A 25,158-nucleotide genomic window follows, 5' to 3' on the forward strand; every position below is an offset into this window, starting at 1 on the left:
CCTCTGTGTCTCTGTGCCTCCGTGGCTGTGTTCTTGTCTTCTGGCTGGGCGGCGGCGCCGCGGCTGTTCATGCCGACGACCTGCTGCAGGTCTGGGCCCAGGCCCGCGCCGCCGACCCGGTGCTTCGCCAGGCCGCGGCCCTCAGCGGCGCCGAGGAGGCCTCGGCGCGCCAGGCGCGAGCCGCCCTGCTGCCGCAATGGACGCTGCAAGCCAGCGAGCTGCGCGAGAGCGGCGGCAACCGCTGGAACACCGCGACGAGCAGCCTCAGCCAGCCCCTGGTCGACCTCGCCGCGCTGCGCGAATGGGATGCCAGCCGCAGCCAGGCCTCGGCCCAGGCAGCCCGGCTCGCCGCCGCCGAACAGGCCGCCCGCCAGCGCGTGGCGCAGGCCTACTTCGGACTGCTGTCGGCCCAGGCCCAGCTCGCCACCGCGCGCGCCAACGAGGAGGCCTTCGACCGCCAGGTTAGCGAAGCCGAGTCGCGCTTCAAGGCCGGGCTGTCGGCCCAGGTCGAGGCCGACCAGTCGCGCGCCTACCGCGAACTCTCCCGCGCCAACACCCTGGCGGCCGAAGCGGCCATGGCGGACGCCCGCGAGGCCCTGGCCCAGCTGACAGGCGCGGCGCCGCCCGCACTGCAGCCGCTGCGCCGCGGCTTCGCGGCCCAGCCCCTGGCCGACGACGCCGAGGCCTGGGCGGGCCGGGCCTTGCAGGCCAACCCGGAACTGCGCGCCCTACAACTGGACGTGCAGGCCAGCGAACAGCGCATCTCGGCGGCACGCGCCGGCCACCTGCCGACGCTCTCGCTCGGCATCGACACCCAGCGCCAGCGCGGCGACGGCGTGCCGCTGTCCGACGCCGGCCGCACGCCCACGCAGGTCGCGCTGCGGCTGACCCTGCCCTTGTTCGCCGGTGGGGCGACGGCCGCCGCGGCCGACCGCGCCGGCTTCCAGCGCGACGCCGCCCGCGAGCAGCTCGAAGCCGGCCGCCGCGCCGTGCTGCGCGAGGTGCGCGCCGAACACCTGGCGGTGGGGCAGGGCGCGGCGCAATTGCAGTCGGCCCGCCTCGCCGTCGAGGCCGCGGAGCGCGCTCTGGAGGCCACGCGCACCGGCCTCACCCTCGGCACCCGCAGCACCACCGACCTGCTGCTGGCCATCCAGACCCTGGCCGCTGCCCAGAACGCCCAGACCCAGGCCCGCCACCGCCACGTGCTCGCCCTGCTGGCCCTGCACCAGGCGGCCGGGTCGCTCGGCGACGCCGAGCTCGCCGCCGTCAACGCCCTGCTGGAGCAACCCTGATGTTTCTGCACTACCTCGAACTCGCCGCCCGCAGCGCCCGCGCTTCCAAGGGCCTGTCGGCCCTGATGGTGCTGGCCCTGGCCCTGGGCATCGGCGCCTGCATGACGACGCTGACCGTCTATCACGTGCTGTCGGGCGACCCCATCCCGGCCAAGAGCGCGCGGCTGTTCAACGTGCAGCTCGATGCGGCCGACATGGCGGGCTACAAGGCTGGCGAGGAGCCCACCTTCGACCTCAGTCGCTTCGACGCCACGGCCCTGCTGCGCGACGGCAAGGCCAGGCGCCAGGTCATGATGAGCGGCACCAACGTCGCCGTCGGCGTGCCCGACGACCACGTCAAGCCCATCTTCTCGAGCACCCGCTACAGCACGGCCGACTTCTTCGCGATGTTCGACGCGCCCTGGGCCCAGGGCGGTGGCTGGAGCGCGGCCGACGACGAGGGCGAGGCCCGCGTGGCCGTCATCTCGTCGGCGCTGAACGACAAGCTCTTCGGTGGCGGCGACAGCGTCGGCCGCGAGGTCATCGTGCGCGGCCAGTCGCTGCGGGTCGTCGGCGTGCTCAAGCCGTGGAAGTTCCAGCCCCACTTCTACGACATGACGACGGGCGGCTTCGCCGAGTCGGAGGACCTCTTCCTGCCCTTCTCGACGGCCATGCTGCTCAAGGTGGGCCACTGGGGCAACATGGACTGCTGGGGCAAGGGCTCTAACGGCGGCACGCCCTACGACATGGCCGCCAGCTGCGCGTTCATCCAGTACTGGGTGGAGCTCGACAAGCCCGAGGACGCCGCGGCCTACCGCGATTACCTGGTGCATTACTCCGAGGCCCAGCGCGCCGCGGGGCGCTTCGAGCGGCCGACCAACGTGAGGCTGCGCAACGTGATGCAGTGGCTCGATTCGCAGAAGGTGCTGCCGGCCGACGTGCGGCTGCAGACCTGGCTGGCTTTCGGCTTCCTGCTGGTGTGCGTGGTCAACATGGTGGGCCTGCTGCTGGCCAAGACCCTGCGCCGCGCCGGCGAGATCGGCGTGCGCCGGGCGCTCGGCGCCACGCGCGGGGCCATCTTCATGCAGTTCGTCGTCGAGGCGGGGCTGCTCGGCGGGGTCGGCGCCCTCATCGGGCTGGCCTTCGCCCACGGCGGCCTCTGGCTGGTGCGCCACAGCCCCAACGACTACGCCCGCCTGGCCGAGCTCGACGCCGCCATGCTGGCCCTGACGCTGGGCCTGGCCCTGGTCGCCAGTCTGTGCGCCGGCCTGCTGCCGGCCTGGCGCGCCGCCCTCGTCACCCCCGCCGTTCAACTGAAGGTGCAGTGATGGACATCGCCCTCTCTTCCCCCGCCTCCCGCCGCCGCGGCATCGGCGCGCTCGCCGCGTCGCTGCACCTGCTGATGCTGGACCTGCGGCCCATCCTGTCCACGCTGCGCCGCCACCGCATCGCGGCCGGCCTCATCGTGCTGGAGGTGGCCCTCACCTGCACCATCGTCACCAACGCCCTGCACCTCATCCAGACCCGCATCGACGCCCTGTCGGCCGAGACCGGCCTGGCCGAAGCCGAGATGGCGGTGCTGGAGGTGCGCGGCAGCAAGCCCACGCCGCCGGAGCGCAGCGCCGTCATCGCCGCCGAGGACCTGGCGCGGCTGCGCGCCCTGCCGGGCGTCAAGGCGGCCACGGTCGCCAACCAGATTGCCTTCGGCCAGAACAGCAACAACAGCGGCGTGACGCTGGAGCCCGACAGCAAGGGCGTGCGCATCATCGCGGCCCAGTACGCCGGTGACGAGCATTTCCTGGCCGCCTTCGGCCTCAAGCTGGCCGAGGGGCGCAACTTCACGGCCGACGAGGTGCTGGACGGCAACAAGGTCTTCAGCGAGGCCGAGCCGCGCGTGGGCCAGGTCATCATCAACCGCGCCATGGCCGACAAGCTCTTCCCCGGCCTGTCGCCGCTGGGCCGCTCCATCTACGTGTTCGGCTCGGCGCCGTCCACGGTCATCGGTGTCGTCGAGACGCTGACGCATCCCTACCTGCACCGCGCCCGCGGCGAGGGCGGCTACGCCATGCTCTTCCCGCTGCGCGGCGGCGGCAGCTACGTGGTGCGCACCGACGCCGCCCGGCTGGACGCCCAGATCAAGGCCGCCACCGCCGCGCTGGAGGCGGTCGACCCCAGCCGCGTCGTCACCCGCGCCCGCTCGCTGGCCGAGATGCGCGCGGCCTTCTTCGCCCAGGACCGCGCCATGGCCTGGCTGATGGGCGGCGTCTGCGTGGCCCTGCTGTTGGTGACGGCCATGGGCATCGTCGGCCTGGCGAGCTTCTGGGTGCAGCAGCGCACCCGCATGATCGGCACGCGCCGGGCGCTCGGCGCCACCGAGGGCCAGATCCTGCGCTACTTCCAGCTCGAGAACCTGCTGCTGACGACGGTCGGCGTCCTCATCGGCCTGGTGGGCGCGATGGCGCTGAGCCAGTTGCTGATGCAGAGCTACGAGCTGCCGCGCCTGCCCTGGGGCTATCTGCCGGCCGGCGCCGTCTCGCTGTGGCTGCTGGGCCAGGTGGCCGTGTGGGCGCCGGCGCGGCGGGCGGCCCGGCTCTCGCCGGTGGCGGCCCTGCGCAGCTGAAGCCGCTCGGCTGGGCGGTCAGCCCGCCTGCAGGGCACGCAGCTCCTCGCTCCAGTCGGCCCAGTGCTGGCGCACCCGGGCGAGCTGGGCGGGCGTCATGCCGTTGAGCAGCTTGAGCAGGCTGGCGATGATCTCCTCGCGGTAGGCCTGCTCGGCGGGCTGGGGCTGCAGGTCCTGCATCAGCAGGGCTGTGCCGCCGGCCAGGTCCTGGCGCGACCAGGCCTGCAATGCGTCCACCAGGCGCTTTTGCCGCAGGGCGCGCGCCTGGGCCATGGCGGGGAAGTCGAAGTGCCAGGCCTGAGCGTCGGCCCGCGCCTGCTTGCGGGTGGCGCGGTCGAGGTCGCCCAGCCAGCGCTCGAGGTTGTTGGTGTAGCGCTTGGCGCGCTCGTCGGGGCCGTCGCGGCCGGACTGCGTCTCGCGCCAGTCGGCGGTCTTCTCGTCGAGCTTTTTCTGCAGGTGTTGCCACTGCTCGGGCCGCAGCTCGGCCAGCAGCGGGCCGGCCAGGGGCGCGGCATGCTGCAGGCAGCGCTCGACGCTGGCGCGCGCACCGCGCTCCAGGGCCAGCAACTCGTCCTGCGTGGCCACGCCGTCGTCCAGGGCCTGGCGGGCCTGGCGCAGCAGCGCCAGCCATTGCGGCAGTTCCTCGCGGCGATGCCAGGCCTGCAGGGCCAGCAACTGCACCTTGAGGCGGCCGCGCTGGCCGCTGTCGAGGTCGAGGTAGTGGTCCACCCACAGGCCGGCCAGCAGGGGGAACTGCTTGTAGGCCAGGCTGACGCTCGAACAGGCGACCAGGCCGGCCAGCGCGGCCAGGGCGAGGAGGGTGGCGAGTCGCTTCAGCATTGGCATGGTGGGCTTCACTGGCCGTCCATGCGCCGGTAGGGCAGGGGGCCGCCTTGGCCGACGCGCACCAGCGCCAAGGCCTGTTGCACCTGCGGCAAGCCGCGTGCCAGGGCTTCCAGCGCCGGCCCCTGGTCTTCGCGCGCCACGCAGCCCTCGAGGTAGACGACACGGCCCTGCACCGTCACCCACAGGCTGCTCGGATGCAGGGCGCCGGCGGTGGCCAGCCGGCCGCCCAGCTCGGCGGCGATGGCGGCGTCGTAGCGGAAGGCATTGGGTTCGCTGCACTCGCCCTTGAGCCAGCAGGTGGTGCCGCGCTCGGCGCGGTGGTGGGCCTGCACTCGCATCTCGGCGGCCGTCACCCGCGGCCCGCGCGGCTCGGGGCAGTCGGCGATGTCGCTCGACACCTGCTCGAAGGGGTCGTTGAAGCGGTTCAGCGCCACGTCCTCGTCGGCGGCGCCGGCGAGCAGCAGCACGGCGAGTGGCAGCAGCTTCATGCGGCCGATTCTGCCGTGCGGGCCCGCGACGCGCCCTGCGCGGTTATGGTCGGGGCCTCGCTGCCTTCGCCATCCGTGTCCTCCCACCACCCCGACCTGCCCCACAGCCTCAAGCTGCTGACGATCTGGCTGCTCGTCGGCCTCGTCGTCTTCCTCGGTTTCCAGGCCTGGGAGCGCCAGCGCGCCGCCCGGCGCTTCCAGATGGCCGGCCAGACGGTGGTGCTGACCCGCGCCGACGACGGCCACTTCCACTGGCCGGGCCACGTCGGCGACGAGGCGGTGGATTTCCTCGTCGACACCGGCGCCACCTCCACCGCCCTGCCGCAGGCCCTGGCCGAGCGCGCCGGCCTCAAGCCCCTCGGCCCGGTGCGCGCCCAGACGGCCGCCGGGCCGGTGCAGGGCTTCGTCGCCGAGGCCACGCTGACGCTGGACGGCGGCGTTCGCGCCGAGCGGCTGACCGTCACCGTGCTGCCGACGCTCGGCGCCCCGCTGCTGGGCATGGACGTGCTCGGCCGCCTGCACTTCAGCCAGCAGCCCGGGCAATTGCGCATCGAACCCAGCCCATGATCCGAGCCCTGTTGATCACCCTGTGCTGCCTGGCCGGGGCCCCCGCGGCCCGCGCCGCCTGCCCACCGCCGCCGGCCCTGCCCACCGCGGCCCAGGCCGAGGCCTGGACCGCCCAGGCGCCGGACCGCGGGCTGCTGTGGCGCATCAGCCGGGGTGGTCACAGCAGCTATCTGTTCGGCAGCCTGCACCTGGGCCGGGCGGACTGGGCCTACCCCGGGCCCGCCCTGCGCCGCGCCTGGGCGGACACCGAGGTGCTGGCCGTGGAGCTGGACCCGGCCGACGTCGGCCCGGCCCTGGCGGCCTTGCAGCAGGGGCAGCCGCCGCTGGCGCCCGCCCTGGCCCGCCGCATCGAGACGCAGGCCCGCGCGGCCTGCCTGCCGCCCGGCGCGCTGAGCACCCTGCCGGCCATGCTGCAGCTCAGCACCCTGACCCTGCTGGAGGCCCGCCGCGATGGCTTCGACGCCCTCTTCGGCCAGGACCTGATGCTGCTGGCCCGCGCCAAGGCCGAGGGCCGGCCGGTGCAGGCGCTGGAGACGGTGGAGGACCAGCTCGCCGCGCTCGAGCCGGCGCCGGGCGAACTGGCCGAGATCGTCGACGACACGCTGCGTCAGCTCCAGCAGGGCCGCGTGCGCGCGCCGCTGCGCCGGCTGGCCGACAGCTGGTCGCGCGGCGACCTCAAGGCCCTGGCCGACTACCCGCGCTGGTGCGGCTGTGCCGACAGCCCGGCCGAGCGCGCCTGGCTCAAGCGTGTCAACGACGACCGCAACCTGCCGCTGGCCGAACGCATCGACGCCCTGCACGGCGCGGGCCAGCGCCTGCTCGTGGCCGTGGGGGCCCTGCACATGAGCGGGCCCCAGGCCCTGCCGCGCCTGCTGGCGGCACGGGGTTTCGAGGTGCAGGCCCTGTGGCCCAGCCAGTAGCATCCAGGGGCCCCACCGCCCAGGAGACACCATGACTGACAACAGCTTCACCAAGTTCGTGCCCGGCTTCGATTTCCTGCAGGGTCTTGTGAAGAACGCCGGCTCGGCCCTGCCCGGCATCGGCCAGTGGGTGGCGCCGACGCTCAACCCGGAGGAGCTGGCCAAGCGCATCGAGGAGCTGCGCACCGTGCAGTTCTGGCTGGAGCAGAACGCCCGCATGCTGGGCGCCACCATCCAGGCGCTGGAGGTGCAGCGCATGACGCTGTCGACCCTCAAGACCATGAACGTGCCGCTGGCCGAGCTGCGCGACAGCCTCAAGCTGCCCGAGCCCGCGGCCTGGCCGGGCGTGCCGGCCGAGGTGGCCAAGGCGGCGGCGCCGGTGGCCGAGGCGGTCGCCAAGACCGCGGCCCAGACGGCCGCCGGTGCCGCGGCCAAGACCACCAAGGCTGCCGCGCGCGCGGTCAAGGCGGCCGGCGACGCGGCCCCCGCCCTGCCCATCGACCCGACGCAATGGTGGACCGCGCTCAGCCAGCAGTTCACCCAGCTCGCCACCTCGGCCATGAAGGACACCGCCACCGACGCGGCGCGCAACCTGGCGGGCAACCTCGTCAAGCAGAGCTTCGATGCGGCGAGCGACACGCTCAAGCGCGCGGCCGGCATGCCCGGCGCGGTGGTGGGCAGCATGGCCAAGGGCCTGGCCGGCGCGGCGCCCAAGCCCGCGGCCCAGGCAGCCGCCAAGGCCACCGCCAAGCCGGCCGCGAAGGCAGCCAAGGCGCCCAAGGCGACCAAGGCGGCCCGCCCCCGGGCCGGCGCACCGCGCAAGGCCTGAGCCGCCGCAGCCGATGAGGCGCCGGCCTTTGCTGCTCGCGCTCGCCGCGCCGGCGCTGGCCGCCGCGGCGCCCGAACGCCTGGTCTACCCCCAGCACGACCCGGGCCGGCGGCCGGCCTGGGAATACATGGTGGCCGTGCTCAGGTTGGCCATCGAGCGCAGCGGCGGCGCCTACGAGCTGGCCGAATCACCACTGCCGATGACGCAGGCCCGCGTCGTGCGGGAGCTGGCGGACGAGCGCGGCCTCGTCGACCTGGCCTGGACCATGACCAGCACCGAGCGCGAGGCCCGGCTGCTGCCGGTGCGGGTGCCGGTCGACCGCGGCCTGATCGGCTGGCGCATCGCCTTCGTGCGGCCGGAGTCGGTCGAGCGCTGGCGCGAGGTGCGCAGCCTGGCCGAGCTGTCGCGCTACGTCGCCGGCCAGGGCCAGGACTGGCCGGACTACGACATCCTGCGCGCCAATGGCCTGCCGGTGCAGGGCACGAGCCGCTACGAGGCGCTGTTCGACATGCTGCGCATCGGCCGCATCGACTACTTCCCGCGCGCCGTCTTCGAGATCGACGACGAGCTGGCCAGCCCGATGGCGCATGGCGTCGCCATCGAACCCCATGTGCTGCTGCGCTATCCGGCGGCCTCCTACTTCTTCGTGCGGCCGGACCGTCCGCGGCTGGCCGCCGAGCTGCAGCGCGGCATGGAGGCTGCGGTGGCCGATGGCAGCCTGGCCCGGCTGTTCCAGCTGCGCTTCGGCGACCTGATCCGGCGACATCGCCTCACCGAGCGCCGCCAGTTCCTGCTGAGCAACCCGCTGCTGCCGCCGGCCACGCCGCTGAACCGGCCGGGCTACTGGCTGGTGCTCGAAGGCTAAAGTCGCCCCGCCATGAACGCTCCGCTCGATCTTGCCGCCCGCCGCGCCGCCGTCGTCGCCGCGCTGACGCCGTTGCTGCCGCCCGAAGCCCTCCTCCATCGCGGCGAGCAGACCGCGCCCTACGAGTGCGACGGCCTGACGGCCTACCGCCAGCGCCCGCTGGCCGTGGCCCTGCCCGAGACTGAAGGCCAGGTCGCTGCCGTGCTCAAGGCCTGCCATGCCCTGGGCGTGCCGGTGGTGGCACGCGGCGCCGGCACGGGCCTGAGCGGCGGCGCACTGCCCCACGAGGCCGGCCTCACCCTGGCCCTGGCCAGGTTCAATCGCATCCTCGCCATCGACCCCCTGGCCCGCACGGCCCGCGTGCAATGCGGCGTGCGCAACCTCGCCATCAGCGAGGCCGCCGCCGCCCACGGCCTGTACTACGCGCCCGACCCCAGCAGCCAGATCGCCTGCACCATCGGCGGCAACGTCGCCGAGAACAGCGGCGGCGTGCACTGCCTGAAATACGGCCTGACCCTGCACAACGTGCTGCGCGTGCGCGGCTTCACCGTCGAGGGCGAGCCGGTGGAGTTCGGCAGCGAGGCCCTGGACGCGCCGGGCCTGGACCTGCTGGCCCTGGTCATCGGCAGCGAGGGCATGCTGGCCGTGGTGACGGAGGTCACCGTCAAGCTGGTGCCCAAGCCCCAGCTCGCGCGCTGCCTGATGGCCAGCTTCGACGACGTGCGCAAGGCCGGCGACGCGGTGGCCGCCCTCATCGCCGCCGGCATCATCCCGGCGGGCCTGGAGATGATGGACAAGCCCATGACGGCCGCGGTCGAGGACTTCGTCCACGCCGGCTACGACCTGTCCGCCGAGGCCATCCTGCTGTGCGAGAGCGACGGCACGCCCGAGGAGGTGGCCGAGGAGATCGCCAAGATGGAGGCGGTGCTGCAGGCCAGCGGCGCCACGCGCTGCCAGGTCAGCGAGGACGAAGCCCAGCGCCTGCGGTTCTGGAGCGGGCGCAAGAACGCCTTCCCGGCGTCGGGTCGCATCAGCCCCGACTACATGTGCATGGACTCCACCATCCCGCGCAAGCACCTGGCCACCATCCTGCTCGACATCCAGCAGATGGAGCGCAAGTACGGCCTGCGCTGCGCCAACGTCTTCCATGCCGGCGACGGCAACCTGCATCCCCTCATCCTCTTCGACGCCAACGACCCCGACCAGCTGCACCGCTGCGAACTCTTCGGCGCCGAGATCCTGGAGCGCAGCGTGGCCCTGGGTGGCACGGTGACCGGCGAGCACGGCGTGGGCGTCGAGAAGCTCAACTCCATGTGCGTGCAGTTCAGCCCCGAGGAACGCGGGCAGATGCTGGCCCTCAAGGCCGCCTTCGACCCCGCCGGCACCCTCAACCCCGGCAAGCAGATCCCGACCCTGCACCGCTGCGCCGAGTACGGCCGCATGCACGTCAAGCGCGGGCTGCTGGCCTTTCCCGAGCTGGAGCGGTTTTGAAGCTGGCCGAGCTGCAATCCTTCATCCGCGACGCCCGCGCGCCGCTGCGCATCACCGGCCACGGCAGCAAGGACTTCTACGGCGAGGCCCTGCAGGGCGAGCCGCTGTCGACGCAGTCGCTCCACGGCGTGACGGCCTATGAGCCGAGCGAGCTCTTCGTCAGCGCCCTGGCCGGCACGCCGCTGGCCGAGGTGGAGGCCCTGCTCGCGCAGCACCGCCAGCGCTTCGCCTTCGAGCCGCCGCGCTTCGGCGGACGCGGCACCGTGGGCGGCATGGTCGCCGCGGGCCTGTCCGGCCCCAGCCGCGCCGCCCTGGGCTCCGTGCGCGACCACCTGCTCGGCGCCGTCCTCGTCAACGGCAAGGGCGAGCTGCTGAGCTTCGGCGGCACGGTCATGAAGAACGTGGCCGGCTTCGACGTCAGCCGCGCGCTGGCCGGCTCATTGGGCCAGCTCGGCCTGATCACCGAGGTCACGCTCAAGGTGCTGCCCCTGCCCGCGGCGACGGCCACGCTGCGCTTCGAGTTTGACCAGGCCGCGGCGCTGATGGCCCTCAACCGCTGGGGCGGGGAGCCCCTGCCCATCGAGGCCAGCGCCTGGTGGGACGGCGCCCTGCTGCTGCGCCTGGCCGGCGCCGAGGCGGCGGTCGGCGCGGCGGCGCGCAAGCTCGGCGGCGACCTCATCCCCGCCGAGATGGCCGCCCCCTTCTGGACGGGCCTGCGCGACCAGTCCGACGAGTTCTTCGTCGGCGCCGAGCGCGCCGTGGCCGGCGGCGCCCGGCTGTGGCGGCTCAGCCTGCCCAGCACCACGCCGGAACTCAAGCTGCATGGCGAGCAGCTCATCGAATGGGGCGGCGCCCAGCGCTGGGTCGTCACGCCGTTGCCGCCGGCGGCCGTGCGCGAGGCCGCGGCCTCGGCCGGCGGCCACGCGACGCTGTTCCGCGCCCTCGACAAGGGCTGCGGCGTGTTCGCCCCGCTGAGCCCGCCGCTGGCGGCCATCCACAAGCGACTCAAGGCGTCGTTCGACCCGCATGGCGTCTTCAATCCGGGTCGCCTTTATCCTGAGCTTTGACTTTTCATGCCCATCAACACAGCCACAGAGGCACAGAGACACAGAGGTAGCCAGTTGACCGTCCTCTCTGTGTCTCTGTGCCTCTGTGGCTTTGTTCTCGTGCCGAACGCGCGCTGACATGCAAACCACGCTAGCCCCCGAATTCGCCGGCACGCCCGACGGCACCGAGGCCGAGGCCATCCTGCGGCGCTGCGTGCACTGCGGCTTCTGCACCGCCACCTGCCCGACCTACCAGCTCCTCGGCGACGAGCTCGACGGCCCGCGCGGGCGCATCTACCTGATCAAGCAGGTGCTCGAGGGCGAGGCGCCCACGCGCGAGACCCAGCTCCACCTCGACCGCTGCCTGACCTGCCGCAACTGCGAGAGCACCTGCCCCTCGGGCGTGGAGTACGGCCGGCTGGTGGACATCGGCCGGCGCGTCGTCGATGCCAAGGTCGAGCGCCCTGGCGGCGAACGGCGGGTGCGCTGGCTGCTCAAGGATGGCCTCACCTCACCCCTCTTCAAGCCGGCGATGAAGCTGGGCCAGCTGTTCCGGCCTCTGGTGCCCGCCTCGCTCAAGGACAAGGTGCCGCCGCGGCCACCCGCCACCGCCCACGACTGGCCGACGCGCCAGCTCAACCGCAAGGTCGGCCTGCTGCTGGGCTGCGTGCAGCCGGCCATGGCACCCAACATCAACAGCGCCACGGCCCGCGTGCTCGACGCCGCCGGCATCCAGACCGTGGTGGCCGACGGCGCCGGCTGCTGCGGCGCCATCCGCGAGCATCTTGGCGACCACGAGGCCGCGCTCGACGAGATGCGCCGCAACATCGACGCCTGGTGGCCCCTCGTCGCCGGCCCGGGCGAGCGCGTCGAGGCGCTGGTGATGAACGCCTCGGGCTGCGGCGTCATGGTCAAGGACTACGCCCACGCCCTGGCCCACGACCCCGCCTACGCTGACAAGGCCCGGCGCATCGGCGAGGTCACGCGCGACCTCAGCGAACTGCTGCCCGAGCTGGTGCCGGCCCTCAAGGCCCGGCTCAAGGCCAGGCCGGGCGCGCTGGCCTACCACCCGCCCTGCACGCTGCAGCACGGCCAGAAGCTGCGCGGCGGCGTCGAGGCGGGCCTGCGCGAGCTGGGCTTTCGCATCGGCTGCGCGCCCACCGAAAGCTACCTGTGCTGCGGCTCGGCGGGCACCTACTCGGTCCTACAGCCCGAACTGTCCAAGACGCTGCGCGACCGCAAGCTGGCCGCGCTCGCCCCGCTGCAGGCCGAGCAGATCGTCTCGGCCAACATCGGCTGCATCCAGCACCTGCAAAGCGGCACGGCCACGCCGGTGCGGCATTGGGTGGAGGTGCTGGACGATGCGTTGAGGGGCGTCTGAAAGCTTGAGAAGCTCGGCTGTCTGGCCGCTCGTTCTCAAAACTAGGGCCTGTTCACACTACGGCAGGGGTCGCGAAGGCCATCCCCCAGGGGCCAATCAAGGCGCAGCGCGCCGCCCGCATTGATATGCGGGCAAGCGGTGCAACGCCGAGTGGCCCCTGGGGGATGGCCTTCCCTTCGGGTTGTGACCAAAAGGCCCGCGCGCGGCGTTGCGAAGCCTCGCTTGGGGCCTACCCAAGCTTCGTTTCGCGCCTTGCTCGCGGGCCTTTTGGTCGCAACGCGACCCCTGCCGTAGTGTGAACAGGCCCTAGGCCGACGGCGGCCTGCTGAGGTTGCGTGTGGATCTTGAGCGTTGCTCGAGGCCTCCAGCGCGTTGAGGTGGAAGTCATGCGCCTTGTTAATAAGTATGACTTCTTTCGAAACTAGATTGCACGGCCCTGGAGTCGCCCCGCGCGCAACGCGGTCGACGGTTCTGCAACCCCGTGTATTTCTGCTTCATGACATCACGCATGTTTCGCCGCCCCTTTCTGCTGACTGGCCTTGCGGCTTTGTGTTTGACCGCCTGCGGCGGCGGCAACGACAGCTACACCATCCCCAGCGCGCCACAAGGCCTGGGCACCACCGACAGCGCGCCAGTTGCCGACGAGGCGGCAACGCCGCCTTTTGTCGACAACGTGGCCACCAACCAGCGCGGCGACGCCCGCTACGCCACGCGGGCCACCAATGCAGGCGTGCGCGTGGTGGCAGGTTTCCTCGACATCTGGACCCCCACCCTGCCTGCCGGGTCGACGGAAGCCCTGGTTGACGCCGGCCAGACTGCGCCGGCGAATGGCAGCTTCCCGGCGGTGGCGGCCTCTGCCTGGACCGGCATCCCCGGCTCCGCGACTGATGGCACGGTAAAGAACGCGGCCGTGCACAAGGCCAACATCCAGTACGTGATCGATGCGACCAAGGCGCGCACGGCGGCCCAGGAAATCGCAGCCTACGAGGATGACCGCCGTGGCAAGGGCTACAGCGTCACGGACGGCCTGGGGCCGCTGACCGCGGCCTGGCGCACTGCGGCCCAACAGACCACGACCATCTCCGGCATTCCCGCAGATGCCACCACGGTCAAGTACGACGACAAGGGCAACAACGTTGGTGTTGGGGGTGCCGCCAACCCCGGTTTCGGCCTGGTCGTGGACTTGCTGAACAGCACCATCGGCGCCAACGGCTCGACCGAGCCGGCCAAGCGCTACTTCAAGTACGCCCGTCCCTATCGCTGGACCGACAGCGTCAACAGCCCGAGCGTGGCCGGCACCTGGAGCGGCAGCGTCAGCGTGCTGCCCGCGCTGGTGCCGGTGAAGAGCAACTCACCCGCCACCGACGGCGGCTTCCTGAGCGGCCATGCGGCCGAAGCCACCCGCGACGTGCTGGCCATGGCTTACGTGATGCCTGAGCGCTTCCAGGAACTGGTGGCGCGCGGTCTCGAACTCGGTGAGAACCGCATCCTCGCCGGCATGCATTCGCCGCTGGACGTGATCGGTGGCCGCATTCAGGCCCAGGCGGTGGCGGCAGCCAACCTCGCAGCCCTCACGCCCGAGCAACGCAAGGCTGCCTATGACCAGGCCCACAAAGCCCTGATGGCGGCGGCCGGGACGACCGATCTGGTCGCCTTCAATGCGTATGCCCACGCGGCCACGCCGGCGAACGACCGCTTCGCAGACCACGCCACCAACAAGGCCAACTACCTCAAGCGCCTGACCTATGGCTTCAGCCAGATCGCTGACGCCGCCAAGCCTGCCGTGGTGCCCAAGGGGGCCGAAGTGCTGCTGGAAACGCGCCTGCCTTACCTGGATGCCGGGCAGCGTCGCGTGGTGCTCAAGACGACGGCCCTGCCGTCGGGCTACCCTGCCATGGACGACGCCGAGGGCTGGGGGCGCCTGAACCTGTTCGGCGCCGCCGACGGCTACGGTGCGTTCAATGGCGACGTGGTGGTCACCATGGACGCCAGCCTGGGCGGATTCAATGCGGCCGATGCCTGGCGCAACGACATCGGCGGTGCCGGCAAGCTGACCAAGAAGGGCAGCGGCGCGCTGGCCCTGACCGGCAACAACAGCTACACCGGTGGCACCGAAATCGTCGCGGGCACGCTGCAGGCCAACTCCGCCAACGCCCTCGGAAAGGGCGATGTCTACCTGGGCGGAGGCAGCCTGGCCTGCAAGAGTCCCACGGCCTTGACGATCAGTGGCGGCTACACCCAGCGCGACGGCAGCACGCTGGCCCTCACGCTGGGCAGCGGCACGGCCGGGCAGCTCAACGTCAGCGGCACCGTCACGCTGGATGGCGGCAGCCTGGTCATCAGCTTCCCCTCTGGCTACAAGCCGGCCGCGGGCGACATGCTGACCGTCATCAGCGCCGCCGGCCTGCATGGCAGCTTCAAGTCCATCACGGTGGACGGCTACAGGGTCACGCCCGTTTACGGTGCCAAGGGCCTGCAGTTGCGCATCGACGCCTGAGAGCTTGAGAGGCTTTCACCCATGCCCGCCTTGCAGGCCAAAACGCCGCCGCTCGTCGTTGCAAATGCTCGCCATAGCCCGAGCTATGGCTGTGCTTTGCGCCTAGATCGGCAGCGTTTTGACGCGCCTTTCGGGTACGGCCGAAAACCTCTCAACCTCTGAGCACGGGCCGGGGGCCCTCTTGTCGGTCACTTAGCTGGCGTGCCGCATTGGAGCGGTGTGCGGTGGCGAGGGCCATCAGAAGTCCCCGGCCCCCATTTTTCGTTTCGGAACCCCTCCCATGCACTTCACCTTGCGACTTTCGCTGGCAGCCTTGGCCGCCGGCGCACTGCCTGCCCAGGCTTCTGATTTCCCCGCACTCAGCGCCGCCTGGCCCAGTGTGGTGTCCATCGCTACGACCTATCCGGTCTTTGACTTCGACACGGACGGCTGCCTGCCCAGTGCCGGCATCAGCCGCAGTGGCGCCCAAAACGGCGGTCTCAATCCTTCGGGCAGCATCATCGGCGGCTGCCGGCGCACAAACTTTCTGGATTACTCCAACACCGTGCACCGCCATGCCTGCATGCGCAGCGGCGGCGCGTCGTACTGCGTCCATTTCTATGCGCTGTACTTCCTGAAGGACCAGGCGACGCCGTTTGGTGGCGGCCACAGGCACGACTGGGAACACGCGGCGGTGTGGACGACCAATGGTGTGATCACCCATGCGGGCTACAGCGCCCACGGCAAGCTCACCAACGCGGCCATCGGCACGCTGGCCACGCTCAACGGCCACCCCAAGTTCGTCTACCACAAGGACGGTGCTCTGACCCATGCCATGCGCTTTGCCGGGGCCACGGAGTACGCCGCCGAAAACCCCTATGGCAGTTGGGTGCTGCCTGCCCTGGTTAGCTGGACGACCCTTTGGGGCGATGGTGTGAGCAACGCCACCATGAGGAGTCTGCTCAACGGCTTTGACTACGGGTCGGCCAACCTGCCGGTGACCGACGGCAGGTTCCTCAACAACATCAACAGCTTCCTGCCGCCGGGCTATCCGGCCTTTACCGCGTCCAGCATGGACGCCGCGCCCTGAGCGGCACGCACAAGCGGCGGCCACCGCCGCTTTTCTTTCCAGTCACTCTCCAGGACTTTCATGAACATGAATTCCCGTGCTTTGCCGCGTCTGGGTGCCGCTGCCCTGGCCTGGCTCTCGTGTGTCGGCGCCCACGCGGCGGATGGAAGCTTTACCACCCTGACCTACAACGTGGCCGGCCTGCCACAGGTGCTTTCCAGCGCCGCCGGCGACCGCGCGGCCGCCACCCGGCTGATCAGCTGCTACGTGAAGAACTTCGACATCGTCAACGTCCAGGAGGACTTCAACTACCACGCCGAGCTGTACGACAGCTGCGACAACCATCCCTACCGCTCGCCCACCAGCGGTGGCGCAGCGGTGGGCAGCGGCCTCAACACCCTCAGCCGCTACCGGTACGACGACTGGGACCGTGTGAGCTGGAGCCACTGCAATGGCGTGGACTGCCTCACGCCCAAAGGTTTCACCCTGGCCCGCACCCGGCTGGCCGAGGGTGTCTACGTGGATGTCTACAACCTGCACACCCAAGCGCAGACCGCCAGCGCCGACCTGACTGCCCGCCGCGCGGACATCCAGCAACTGCTGGCCTACATCGAAGCGGAATCGGCCGGCAATGCCGTCGTCGTGATGGGCGACACCAACACCCGCTACACCCGCGACGGCGACAACATGTGGGAGTTTCTGCGCCATGGCTTTACCGACGCTTGGGTGAAGAACGTCCGCAACGGCAGCGTGCCCGCCGTGGGCGCGGCAGCCATGGTGTGTGAACCGGCCGTCACCAGCCCCAACTGCGAAATCGTCGACAAGATCGTCTACCGCAATGGCGCCCATGTGACGCTCAACGCCACCGGGTACAACGTGCAGGTCGACGCCAAGGATGCGGGCGGTGTTGAGCTGTCCGACCACCGTCCCGTCGCCGTGAATTGGAGCTACACCCTGGCCAGCGACCGGCGCCTGAGCGACACCTTCGGTGGCCCGCACGGCACCAGCTTCGACGACGCCAGCCTGCTGCCCGCCAGCCCGGCCGTGCGCCAGTTGAAGATCCGCGCCGGAGCCCGCGTGGACAGGGTCGAAACCGTCCTGGCCAACGGCTATCCGTTTGGTCACGGCGGCGGCGGTGGCAACGAGCAGGTGCTGACGCTCGGCAATGGCGAGGTCCTCACCCGCGCCAGCATGTGTACTGACAGCTACAACGGCCACACTCGGCTGTTCTCGATCAGCTTCAGCACCAACTGGAACCGCAGCCTTTCAGGCGGCACCCCTACCGCCACCTGCACCACCTACACCGCGCCGGCCGGCTGGGCCATCGTCGGCTTCCACGGCCGCTCGGGTGATGGCGTGGACAAGCTGGGCATGGTCTACGCGCCGGCCCTTCCCAACAATGGCGCCGCGGTGACGCCGATGCGCTTCGTCAACAAGCAGTCGGGCCTCTGCATGGATGTGGACCGCGCCAACGCCGCCGACGGCAGCAACGTGCTGCAGTGGACCTGCAATGGCGGGCAGAACCAGCAGTGGAGTTACGACGCCACGACTGGCCTGGTGCGCAGCATGCTGGACCCGCACTACTGCCTGGACAACTCGGGCAGCTACGACAGCGGCGCCAACATCATGCTGTGGACGTGCAACGGCAACAGCAACCAGCGCTACACCTTTGACACCGCTACCGGCCGCTTGGCCGTGCGCAACAACCCGGTTCAGGTGGTGGACGGCGTGGCCGCCACGGGCAACGTCATCACCTATCAAGACTGGAACGGCGCCAACCAGCGATGGGCGATGCGGCCTTAGGCCCGCCCTAAGGCGGAGCATCGTCGACATGACACCTCTGCCGCGGCTCGGTTGACACCGAGTCCCTGCTGCAGCCGGAACTCCCGAAGGAGCTGCATGACCGCAAGCCGGTGGCGCAGATCGCGCCGGCCAACATCGGCTGCATCCAGCACCTGCAAAGCGGCACGGCCACGCCGGTGCGGCATTGGGTGGAGGTGCTGGACGATGCGTTGAGGGGCGTGGGCGGGTAGGCCGGCCGGGGCGCCGGTGAGGTGAGGGGGCGGCGAGAGGCGGGTGCCGACCCATCTGGGACATTCGCCTCCACCAAGTTCGACGCTGGAAACACCCGACGTTGGCGCAGGTCGTGCGCTGCGGGCTCTATGCCACCCGAAGCGGACTTTCCGTCGGGATGGGCGCGGGCAGCGGGGCGGGCCTGATGCTCCATGTCCCCCGGTCCGCTACGCGGCCCTCCTCCTTTACTTGCGCATCAGGCCCACCCCACTGCCCGCTTGCGCAACGCCCGGCCTATTCGTCGAGGAAACCCAACAGTGCCGCAGTGGGATGCGGGGGAGCGCAATTGCGAAGGTAAAGGAGGAGGGACGCGCAGCGGCCCGGGGGACACGTAGCAATTGCGCTCCCCTGCGTCCCACTGCCATGCGGCTGCACGCAGGAAGCGTCAGCAGACGCTCGCAGCCGACTGCTCCTGGCCGCAAGCTGCCGCCGCTTCTAACTGCGTCTGCCGTTGGCCTAAACCCTGAACGTCGACACCAGCTTCACCAGCTCGTCCGCCTGCTGCTTGAGGCTCTCCGCCGCGGCGGCGCTTTCCTCCACCAGCGCGGCGTTCTGCTGCGTGGCCTGGTCCATCTGGGTGATGGCCTGGCCGACCTGGCTCACGCCGGTGCTCTGTTCGCGGCTGGCCGAGCTGATCTCGCGGACGATCCCGGCCACGCGGCCGATGGCCTCCACCACCTGGGCCATGGTCTCGCCGGCACGGTTCACCAGGGCCGAGCCCTGCTCCACGCGCTCGACGCTGTCGCCGATCAGGCTCTTGATCTCGCGCGCCGCCTCGGCGCTGCGCTGGGCCAGCATGCGCACCTCGCCGGCCACGACGGCGAAGCCGCGGCCCTGCTCGCCGGCCCGCGCCGCCTCGACGGCTGCGTTGAGCGCGAGGATGTTGGTCTGGAAGGCGATGGCGTCGATGGTGCCGATGATGTCGGCGATGCGCCGCGAGCTTTCCTCGATGCCGCGCATGCGCTGCACCGCCTCGCCGACCACCTCGCCGCCCTGGCGGGCCACGGTGGTGGCGTCGTGGGCGAGCTGGTCGGCGGCGCCGGCGTTGTCGGCATTGAGCTTGACGGTGGCCGACAGCTCCTCCATCGACGCCGCCGTCTGCTGCAGGGCGCTGGCCTGCTGCTCGGTGCGCGAGGACAGGTCGTTGCTGCCCATGGCGATCTCGGAGCTGGCCGTCGCCACGCCGTTCGCGTTCTCGCGCACCGACCCCACCACGTGGCGCAGCGACTGCTGCATCTGCGCCAGCGCCTGGGCGAGCTGGGCCGTCTCGTCGCTGCCGACGCTGCGGATCTCGCGGGAGAGGTCGCCCTGACCGACGGCCTCGGCCTCCTGGATGGCGCTGCGCAAGGGCCCGACCACCGAGCGGGTGATCAGCCACGCCGCGGCCACGCCCAGGCTCAGGCAGGCCAGGGCGATGAAGAGCATCAGCATCTGCGTGCGGCGCGCCTCTTCCATCACCTGGCGGGTCGTGTCTCGCACGCGCTCGCCCTGGTAGTCGGCCATGCGGCTGATGGTGGCGACATAGGCTTCCGAGGCCGGCCGCATCCGTCCTTCCAGCGTCTGCAGGGCCGTGGCCGCATCGCCGGCCTTGAGCTGGGCGAAGACCTGGTTGCGGATGTCGATGTAGGTCTTGCGGGCGGTGCCGATCTCGCCGAGCAGGGCCTTGCCGCGGTCGGTGTCCTCGAGCTTGGCCAGGCCGTCCTGCAGCTCCGAGATCTTGGCGCTCGTCGTCTTGATCACCGGGGCGAAGAACTCGGCCACCGGCCCCGAGCCGCCGGCCCGGGCCACGGCGTCGGTGCGCGTCACGTTGAGCTGGGTCTGCGTGCGCCAGTCCTGGGCCATGTCCTGCCGGTGCTGCAGTTCCACCAGCAGGTCGATGTGGGGACCGACCGACCCGATCTGCCGGTAGCTCAGCCCGAGGGCCAGGGCCAGCAGCAGCAGCACGAGGCCGAATCCGAGGCCCAGCCGTGTGCCTATGCGCAAGGACTGCATGTTCATCTCCGCCTCCAGTGGTATGCCCGGCCATGGCCTTTCGACGGATGGCCGGATGCGTCGACTCTAACCGTCAGGGGAGGGGACAGGAAGGAACAAAAACACCGCCTCGCGGGCGGTGTTCGGGGGAGGGCGGTGAGGGCGAACGGCGCTTTCGCGGGGTGGGCTTACAGCCCAGCGGCCGCGCGCAGCGCTGCCGCCTTATGGTCTTCGCTCACGTCGCTGCGCGACATGAGCTTCGCCCCAAGTCCCAGGGTTCGCTGTCGCGAACGCCGGGCCTACAGCCCGGCCGCTGCACGCAGCGCCTGGGCCTTGTCGGTCTTTTGGTCTCCTCTCACGTCGCTGCGCGACATGAGCGTCGCTCGAGAACCGCCAAGCCGCTTCGCGGTGGGCTTACAGCCCAGCGGCCGCGCGCAGCGCCGCCGCCTTGTCGGTCCTCTCCCAAGTGAACTCCGGTTCCTCGCGGCCGAAGTGGCCGTAGGCGGCGGTCTTGGAGTAGATCGGGCGCAGCAGGTCCAGCATCTGGATGATGCCCTTGGGGCGCAGGTCGAAGTGCTCGTTCACGAGGGCGGCGATCTTGTCGTCGGGGATGACGCCCGTGCCTTCGGTGTAGACGGTCACGTTCATCGGGCGGGCCACGCCGATGGCGTAGGCGACCTGGATCTGGCACTGGCGCGCCAGGCCCGCGGCGACGACGTTCTTGGCCACGTAGCGGGCGGCATAGGCGGCGCTGCGGTCGACCTTGGACGGGTCCTTGCCGGAGAAGGCGCCGCCGCCGTGGGGGCAGGCGCCGCCGTAGGTGTCGACGATGATCTTGCGCCCCGTCAGGCCGCAGTCGCCCTGCGGGCCGCCGATGACGAAACGACCCGTCGGGTTGATGAGGTACTTGGTCTCGGACGTCAGCCAGGCCTTGGGCAGCACGGGCTTGATCAGCTCCTCGCGGATGGCCTCGTAGAACTCGTCCGTCATGCGGTCGCCGAGCGAGTACTCGGGCGCGTGCTGGGTGGACAGCACCACGGTGTCGATGCTGTGCGGGCGGCCGTCGACGTAGCGCATGGTCACCTGGCTCTTGGCGTCAGGGCGCAGGAAGGGCAGGCGGCCGTCCTTGCGCAGCTGGGCCTGGCGCTCCACCAGGCGGTGGGCGTAGTAGATGGGCGCGGGCATCAGTTCGGGCGTCTCGTCGCAGGCGTAGCCGAACATCAGGCCCTGGTCGCCGGCGCCGGTGTTGAGGTGGTCGTCGCTGGCGTGGTCCACGCCCTGGGCGATGTCGTTGCTCTGCTTGTCGTAGGCCACGAGCACCGCGCAGCCCTTGTAGTCGATGCCGTACTCGGTGTTGTCGTAGCCGATGCGCTTGATGGTGTCGCGCGCGACCTGGATGTAGTCGACGTAGGCGTTGGTCGTGATCTCGCCGGCCAGCACCACGAGGCCGGTGTTGCACAGCGTCTCGGCGGCCACGCGGCTGCGCGGGTCCTGCTCGAAGATGGCGTCGAGGATGGCGTCCGAGATCTGGTCGGCCACCTTGTCGGGGTGTCCTTCGGAAACCGATTCGGACGTGAAGAGGAAGTCGTTGGCCACTTTTAAACTCCGGTTGATGTTGGTCGGCGTTGCCGTTGCTCCGGGAGATGCGGCGAACGCTTTAGCGGGATTTGTGGATCGCCCCGCAAGTAGTTCCATAACTCGGCGATTCGCGCAGTATAAAAAACATGAGCCTGGTTTTCCGCTGTTTGTCCTGGCTGCCTCTGGCGCTTTTGCACGCTTTGGGCGCGGCCCTGGGCTGGATCGTCTATCTGGCGTCAGGCAGCTACCGCCGCCGCTTCAAGGCCAATGTGGCCCAGACGGGCCTGCCCTGGGCCGCCGCGAGGCCGGCCATCGCCGCGGCCGGACGCATGGCGGCGGAGCTGCCCTGGCTGTGGGTCGCGCACAAGGACCGGCCCTTCGGCGACGCGGTGCAGTGGCGCAACGCCGAACTCATCGAGGCCGCCCTGGCCCGCAAGCGCGGCCTGGTCCTGCTGACGCCCCACCTCGGCTGCTTCGAGATCACCGCCCAGGCCATCGCCGAGCGCTTTACGACGCCCGAGTCGCCCCTGACGGTGCTCTACCGGCCGGCCCGCCAGGCCGCGCTGCGCGACGTCATGGCCGGCTCGCGCGAGCGGCCCGGCTTGGCCACCGCGCCGGCCTCGCTGGCCGGGGTGCGCCAGATGATCCGCGCGCTGCGCCGGGGCGAGGCCGTCGGCCTGCTGCCCGACCAGGTGCCGCCCGATGGCCTGGGGGTCTGGGCGCCCTTCTTCGGCCGCCCGGCCTACACCATGACGCTGGCGGCCCGGCTGGTGCAGCAGACGGGCGCGGCGGCGCTGCTGATCTGGGGCGAGCGCCTGGGCGGTGGGCGGGGCTACGTCGTGCACGTGCTGCCCGCGCCCGAGATTGCCCCCGACGCCACGCCCGAAGCCGCCGCCACGGCCATCAACGCCGCGATGGAAGGCCTCATCCGCCGCGCACCGGGCCAGTACCTGTGGGGCTACCACCGCTACAAGCGGCCGCGCGGCCTGGACATTGGCGCGGCGCCGCCGGCCGGCGAGCCGGGCTGAGCCGAGCCGGCGGACGCAGGCCCCATGCCGAGGGGCGCCACCGTGAGGGGTCTTGCAGGCCCTCCCTGATAATCGTGGCATGAGATTGCGCTTCACCAAGATGCAGGGTGCCGGCAACGATTTCGTCGTCATCGATGCCACGCGGCAGCCCTTCGCGCTGACGCCCGAGCAGATGCGGCGCCTCGGCGACCGGCGCTTCGGCGTGGGCTGCGACCAGATCCTGGTCATCGAGCCCAGCAACGATGCCGGCGCGGACTTCCGCTACCGCATCTTCAACAACACCGGTGCCGAGGTCGAGCATTGCGGCAACGGCTCGCGCTGCTTCGTGCGCTACGTCGTCGACGCCGGGCTGACGGACAAGCGCGAGGTCGTCGTCGACACCATGAACCGCCGCCTGCGCCTGCAGCTGCAGGACGACGGACGCGTCACCGTGGACATGGGCGCGCCGGTGTTCGACCACGCGGCCCTGCCCTTCGACGCCAGCGGCCTGACCCCGCGGTACGTGAACGGCTTCGAGCTCTGGCCCGTGCAGGGCGTGGAGCTGGCCGTGCTGTCCATGGGCAACCCGCATGCGGTGCAGCGCGTGGACGACGTCGAGACGGCGCCCGTGGCGACCCTCGGCCCGGCGATCGAGCACGACGCGCGATTCCCGAGACGCGTGAACGCCGGCTTCATGCAGGTGCTGGCGCGCGACCGCATCGCCCTGCGGGTGTTCGAGCGCGATGCCGGCGAGACCCTGGCCTGCGGCACCGGCGCCTGCGCGGCCGTGGTCGCGGGCATCCGCCTGGGCTGGCTGGACGCGGCGGTGGAGGTGCAGACCCGCGGCGGCCAGCTGCGCATCGAATGGGCCGGCGGCGCGAGCCCCGTGCGCATGACCGGCCCCGCCACCCGAGTTTTTGACGGAGAGATCACGCTGTGAGTTCCAACCCGGCCGCCGACGCGGTGCAAGGCATCACCGAAACCGACATCGCCAACTACCTGGCCGCCACGCCCGGCTTCTTCGAGCGCCACGCGGCCCTGCTGGCCTCGGTGCAGCTGCAGCACCCGCACGGCGCGCGCGCCGTGTCGCTGCAGGAGCGCCAGGCCGAGATGCTGCGCGACAAGATCAAGGGCCTGGAGCTGCGCATCGTCGACATGATCCGCAACGGCCAGGACAACGTCGCCATCGCCGACCGCCTGCACCGCTGGACCCTGGCCGTCATGCGCGCCGCCGGCACGCCGGCCGAGCTGCCCGGCGTGCTGCTGGCCGAGCTGCGCCACCAGTTCATGATCCCGCAGGCCAGCCTGCGCCTGTGGGGCGTGGCGCCCGAGCACGAGGCCTCGGAGTACGCGGCTTCGGTCAGTGCCGACGTGAAGAGCTTCGCTTCCAGCCTGAGCCAGCCCTACTGCGGGGTCAATTCGGGCTTCGAGGCGGCGCGCTGGCTGGGCCTGTCGGAAAGCGGCGGCATCGCCACCTCGCTGGCCCTCATCCCGCTGCACCAGCCGGGCGTGCAGGAGGACAAGCCCTTCGGCCTGCTCGTGCTGGGCTCGCCCGACCCGACCCGCTACACCGCGGAGATGGGTACGGACTTCCTCACCCGCGTCGGCGAGATCGCCAGCGCGGGCTTGGCGGGGCTGCTGGCCGGATGAATGGACTCTGCGCTGACTTTGGCGACTACCTGCAGCACGCCCGCGTGCAGCAGCGCCTGAGCCCGCGCACGCTACGGGTCTACGAAGACGGCCTGGAGCGCCTGCAAACCCTGCTGGCAGGCGGCGGCATCGAGCCGCGGGCCCTCGGCATCGCGCAGGCCCGGCGCTTCGCCGCCCAGCTCCACCGCGAGGGCCTCGGCCCTAAGTCCATCGCGCTGCTGTTGTCGGTCTGGCGCAGCGCCTACCGCTGGCTGGGGCTGCAGGGCCGCGTCGCCCTCAACCCCTTCGACGGCCTGAAGGCGCCCAAGGCGCCCAAGCCCCTGCCCAAGGCCCTGGGCGTGGACGACGCCGTGCAACTGGCCAGCCATGTGCCCGACGACATCGCCGACTCGCGGCTGGAGGCGCGCGACCGCGCCATGGTGGAGCTGCTCTACGGCGCCGGCCTGCGCTCGGCCGAGCTGATCGGCCTGGACGCCCAGGCCAGCGGCAGCGCCGCCGGCTGGGTGGACCTGCCGTCGATGGAGGTCCACGTGCTCGGCAAGGGCGGCAAGCGCCGCAGCACGCCGCTCGGGCGGGCAGCGGCCGAGGCCCTGCAGGCCTGGCTGGCCGTGCGCGGCGAGCTCGCCGCGCCGGGCGAGCCGGCCCTCTTCGTCGGTGCCCGCGGCCACCGCGTGGCCGGCTCCACGCTGCGGGCCATGCTGTCGGCCCGCGCCGTGGCGGCCGGCACGCCGGCCCACGTGCATCCGCACATGCTCAGGCACAGCTTCGCCTCGCACCTGCTGCAGTCCAGCGGCGACCTGCGGGCGGTGCAGGAGCTGCTCGGCCACGCCCACATCACGACCACCCAGGTGTACACCCAGCTGGACCATCAGCACCTGGCTCGCATCTACGACGCGGCCCACCCGCGCGCAAAGAAATGACCCACCCCCTACGCGCTTCGCGCGCCCCCTCGAGGGGGCAACCCAGGCCGCCCGGCAAAGCCGGTTCGGCCGGGTTTGCGCGATCTGTCG

General features: G+C 71.1%; 21 protein-coding genes and 1 pseudogene. 18 read left to right on the forward strand and 4 right to left on the reverse strand.

The window, feature by feature from the left end; all coding sequences use genetic code 11:
- The first annotated feature begins 5 nt into the window (after positions 1-5).
- From LXT12_RS08215 to LXT12_RS08225, 3 genes are read left to right on the forward strand one after another with little or no spacing between them, the layout of a single operon-like run.
- The gene (locus LXT12_RS08215; RefSeq protein WP_233391034.1) at positions 6-1,292 is read left to right on the forward strand and encodes a TolC family outer membrane protein; all 1,287 of its coding nucleotides are present in this window, start codon (positions 6-8) and stop codon (positions 1,290-1,292) included.
- On the forward strand, positions 1,292-2,599 hold the full coding sequence (locus tag LXT12_RS08220) for an ABC transporter permease (protein WP_233391036.1): 1,308 nt from the start codon (positions 1,292-1,294) through the stop codon (positions 2,597-2,599). The genes LXT12_RS08215 and LXT12_RS08220 overlap by 1 nt, the downstream gene beginning before the upstream one ends.
- On the forward strand, positions 2,599-3,891 hold the full coding sequence (locus tag LXT12_RS08225; protein WP_233391038.1) for an ABC transporter permease: 1,293 nt from the start codon (positions 2,599-2,601) through the stop codon (positions 3,889-3,891). The genes LXT12_RS08220 and LXT12_RS08225 overlap by 1 nt, the downstream gene beginning before the upstream one ends.
- 18 nt (positions 3,892-3,909) lie before the next feature.
- Here LXT12_RS08225 and LXT12_RS08230 read toward each other — a convergent pair whose 3' ends face one another.
- Complete coding sequence (locus LXT12_RS08230) at positions 3,910-4,731, reverse strand: DUF6279 family lipoprotein (RefSeq protein WP_233391040.1); 822 nt, start codon at positions 4,729-4,731, stop codon at positions 3,910-3,912.
- A 14-nt stretch (positions 4,732-4,745) separates the two neighbouring features.
- Positions 4,746-5,225 (reverse strand): BON domain-containing protein, encoded by a 480-nt coding sequence (locus LXT12_RS08235; protein WP_233391042.1) that lies wholly within the window; start codon positions 5,223-5,225, stop codon positions 4,746-4,748.
- A 75-nt stretch (positions 5,226-5,300) separates the two neighbouring features.
- Here LXT12_RS08235 and LXT12_RS08240 point away from each other — a divergent pair, with 75 nt between their 5' ends.
- The 11 genes and pseudogenes from LXT12_RS08240 to glcF (LXT12_RS08290) form a co-directional block, all read left to right on the forward strand.
- Positions 5,301-5,792 carry a retropepsin-like aspartic protease family protein gene (locus LXT12_RS08240; RefSeq protein WP_233391044.1) on the forward strand — a complete coding sequence of 164 codons (492 nt, stop codon included), beginning with the start codon at positions 5,301-5,303 and terminating at the stop codon, positions 5,790-5,792.
- Positions 5,789-6,712 (forward strand): TraB/GumN family protein, encoded by a 924-nt coding sequence (locus LXT12_RS08245; protein ID WP_233391046.1) that lies wholly within the window; start codon positions 5,789-5,791, stop codon positions 6,710-6,712. Before LXT12_RS08240 ends, LXT12_RS08245 begins: the two co-directional genes overlap by 4 nt.
- A gap of 31 nt (positions 6,713-6,743) precedes the next feature.
- Positions 6,744-7,541 (forward strand): PhaM family polyhydroxyalkanoate granule multifunctional regulatory protein, encoded by a 798-nt coding sequence (locus tag LXT12_RS08250; protein WP_233391048.1) that lies wholly within the window; start codon positions 6,744-6,746, stop codon positions 7,539-7,541.
- A 13-nt stretch (positions 7,542-7,554) separates the two neighbouring features.
- Entirely contained in the window at positions 7,555-8,406 is an 852-nt protein-coding gene (locus LXT12_RS08255; protein ID WP_233391050.1) for a substrate-binding periplasmic protein, read from the forward strand.
- A gap of 12 nt (positions 8,407-8,418) precedes the next feature.
- Entirely contained in the window at positions 8,419-9,897 is a 1,479-nt protein-coding gene (locus LXT12_RS08260; protein WP_233391052.1) for an FAD-linked oxidase C-terminal domain-containing protein, read from the forward strand.
- Positions 9,894-10,964 carry a glycolate oxidase subunit GlcE gene (glcE, locus tag LXT12_RS08265; protein WP_233391053.1) on the forward strand — a complete coding sequence of 357 codons (1,071 nt, stop codon included), beginning with the start codon at positions 9,894-9,896 and terminating at the stop codon, positions 10,962-10,964. Before LXT12_RS08260 ends, glcE begins: the two co-directional genes overlap by 4 nt.
- A gap of 118 nt (positions 10,965-11,082) precedes the next feature.
- Positions 11,083-12,324, forward strand: coding sequence for a glycolate oxidase subunit GlcF (gene glcF / locus LXT12_RS08270; RefSeq protein ID WP_233391055.1), 1,242 nt, complete (start codon positions 11,083-11,085; stop codon positions 12,322-12,324).
- 496 nt (positions 12,325-12,820) lie between these two features.
- Positions 12,821-14,821: a phosphatase PAP2 family protein gene (locus tag LXT12_RS08275; protein WP_233391056.1), complete on the forward strand. Its 2,001-nt coding sequence runs from the start codon at positions 12,821-12,823 to the stop codon at positions 14,819-14,821.
- 280 nt (positions 14,822-15,101) lie between these two features.
- A complete protein-coding gene (locus LXT12_RS08280) occupies positions 15,102-15,890 on the forward strand; it encodes an NPP1 family protein (RefSeq protein ID WP_233391058.1) in 789 nt (262 codons plus the stop codon).
- Between the two features lie 66 nt (positions 15,891-15,956).
- Complete coding sequence (locus tag LXT12_RS08285) at positions 15,957-17,672, forward strand: ricin-type beta-trefoil lectin domain protein (RefSeq protein ID WP_233391060.1); 1,716 nt, start codon at positions 15,957-15,959, stop codon at positions 17,670-17,672.
- 32 nt (positions 17,673-17,704) lie between these two features.
- Positions 17,705-17,902: pseudogene (gene glcF / locus LXT12_RS08290) on the forward strand (glycolate oxidase subunit GlcF); the annotation flags it as partial.
- Between the two features lie 496 nt (positions 17,903-18,398).
- Here the strand turns inward: glcF (LXT12_RS08290) and LXT12_RS26900 are convergent.
- Positions 18,399-19,934 (reverse strand): methyl-accepting chemotaxis protein, encoded by a 1,536-nt coding sequence (locus tag LXT12_RS26900; RefSeq protein ID WP_304622758.1) that lies wholly within the window; start codon positions 19,932-19,934, stop codon positions 18,399-18,401.
- A gap of 393 nt (positions 19,935-20,327) precedes the next feature.
- Positions 20,328-21,509 carry a methionine adenosyltransferase gene (metK, locus tag LXT12_RS08305; protein ID WP_233391062.1) on the reverse strand — a complete coding sequence of 394 codons (1,182 nt, stop codon included), beginning with the start codon at positions 21,507-21,509 and terminating at the stop codon, positions 20,328-20,330.
- A 128-nt stretch (positions 21,510-21,637) separates the two neighbouring features.
- Here metK and LXT12_RS08310 point away from each other — a divergent pair, with 128 nt between their 5' ends.
- The 4 genes from LXT12_RS08310 to LXT12_RS08325 all read left to right on the forward strand — a co-directional run bounded on the left by LXT12_RS08310 (position 21,638) and on the right by LXT12_RS08325 (position 25,068).
- Positions 21,638-22,519 carry a lysophospholipid acyltransferase family protein gene (locus LXT12_RS08310; protein ID WP_233391063.1) on the forward strand — a complete coding sequence of 294 codons (882 nt, stop codon included), beginning with the start codon at positions 21,638-21,640 and terminating at the stop codon, positions 22,517-22,519.
- A 79-nt stretch (positions 22,520-22,598) separates the two neighbouring features.
- The gene (gene dapF, locus LXT12_RS08315; protein ID WP_233391064.1) at positions 22,599-23,438 is read left to right on the forward strand and encodes a diaminopimelate epimerase; all 840 of its coding nucleotides are present in this window, start codon (positions 22,599-22,601) and stop codon (positions 23,436-23,438) included.
- Positions 23,435-24,148, forward strand: a complete 714-nt coding sequence (locus LXT12_RS08320; protein ID WP_233391066.1) for a DUF484 family protein — start codon at positions 23,435-23,437, stop codon at positions 24,146-24,148. The genes dapF and LXT12_RS08320 overlap by 4 nt, the downstream gene beginning before the upstream one ends.
- Positions 24,145-25,068, forward strand: a complete 924-nt coding sequence (locus LXT12_RS08325) for a tyrosine recombinase XerC (protein ID WP_233391067.1) — start codon at positions 24,145-24,147, stop codon at positions 25,066-25,068. The genes LXT12_RS08320 and LXT12_RS08325 overlap by 4 nt, the downstream gene beginning before the upstream one ends.
- Positions 25,069-25,158: the final 90 nt, after the last annotated feature.

The sequence above is a fragment of the Pelomonas caseinilytica genome (assembly GCF_021353235.1).
GTDB lineage: Bacteria > Pseudomonadota > Gammaproteobacteria > Burkholderiales > Burkholderiaceae_C > Pelomonas > Pelomonas caseinilytica.

What these genes read in the sequence shown, in the direction of transcription:
- LXT12_RS08255 (WP_233391050.1), top strand. Translation starts at nt 7,555, where the DNA reads ATGAGGCGCCGGCCTTTGCTGCTCGCGCTCGCCGCGCCGGCGCTGGCC.
- LXT12_RS08310 (WP_233391063.1), top strand. Translation starts at nt 21,638, where the DNA reads ATGAGCCTGGTTTTCCGCTGTTTGTCCTGGCTGCCTCTGGCGCTTTTG.
- LXT12_RS08280 (WP_233391058.1), top strand. Translation starts at nt 15,102, where the DNA reads ATGCACTTCACCTTGCGACTTTCGCTGGCAGCCTTGGCCGCCGGCGCA.
- LXT12_RS08275 (WP_233391056.1), top strand. Translation starts at nt 12,821, where the DNA reads ATGACATCACGCATGTTTCGCCGCCCCTTTCTGCTGACTGGCCTTGCG.
- LXT12_RS08225 (WP_233391038.1), top strand. Translation starts at nt 2,599, where the DNA reads ATGGACATCGCCCTCTCTTCCCCCGCCTCCCGCCGCCGCGGCATCGGC.
- LXT12_RS08230 (WP_233391040.1), bottom strand. Translation starts at nt 4,731, where the DNA reads ATGCTGAAGCGACTCGCCACCCTCCTCGCCCTGGCCGCGCTGGCCGGC.
- LXT12_RS08260 (WP_233391052.1), top strand. Translation starts at nt 8,419, where the DNA reads ATGAACGCTCCGCTCGATCTTGCCGCCCGCCGCGCCGCCGTCGTCGCC.
- LXT12_RS08325 (WP_233391067.1), top strand. Translation starts at nt 24,145, where the DNA reads ATGAATGGACTCTGCGCTGACTTTGGCGACTACCTGCAGCACGCCCGC.
- LXT12_RS08220 (WP_233391036.1), top strand. Translation starts at nt 1,292, where the DNA reads ATGTTTCTGCACTACCTCGAACTCGCCGCCCGCAGCGCCCGCGCTTCC.
- dapF (WP_233391064.1), top strand. Translation starts at nt 22,599, where the DNA reads ATGAGATTGCGCTTCACCAAGATGCAGGGTGCCGGCAACGATTTCGTC.
- LXT12_RS08235 (WP_233391042.1), bottom strand. Translation starts at nt 5,225, where the DNA reads ATGAAGCTGCTGCCACTCGCCGTGCTGCTGCTCGCCGGCGCCGCCGAC.
- LXT12_RS08245 (WP_233391046.1), top strand. Translation starts at nt 5,789, where the DNA reads ATGATCCGAGCCCTGTTGATCACCCTGTGCTGCCTGGCCGGGGCCCCC.
- LXT12_RS08250 (WP_233391048.1), top strand. Translation starts at nt 6,744, where the DNA reads ATGACTGACAACAGCTTCACCAAGTTCGTGCCCGGCTTCGATTTCCTG.
- LXT12_RS26900 (WP_304622758.1), bottom strand. Translation starts at nt 19,934, where the DNA reads ATGCAGTCCTTGCGCATAGGCACACGGCTGGGCCTCGGATTCGGCCTC.
- glcF (WP_233391055.1), top strand. Translation starts at nt 11,083, where the DNA reads ATGCAAACCACGCTAGCCCCCGAATTCGCCGGCACGCCCGACGGCACC.
- LXT12_RS08285 (WP_233391060.1), top strand. Translation starts at nt 15,957, where the DNA reads ATGAATTCCCGTGCTTTGCCGCGTCTGGGTGCCGCTGCCCTGGCCTGG.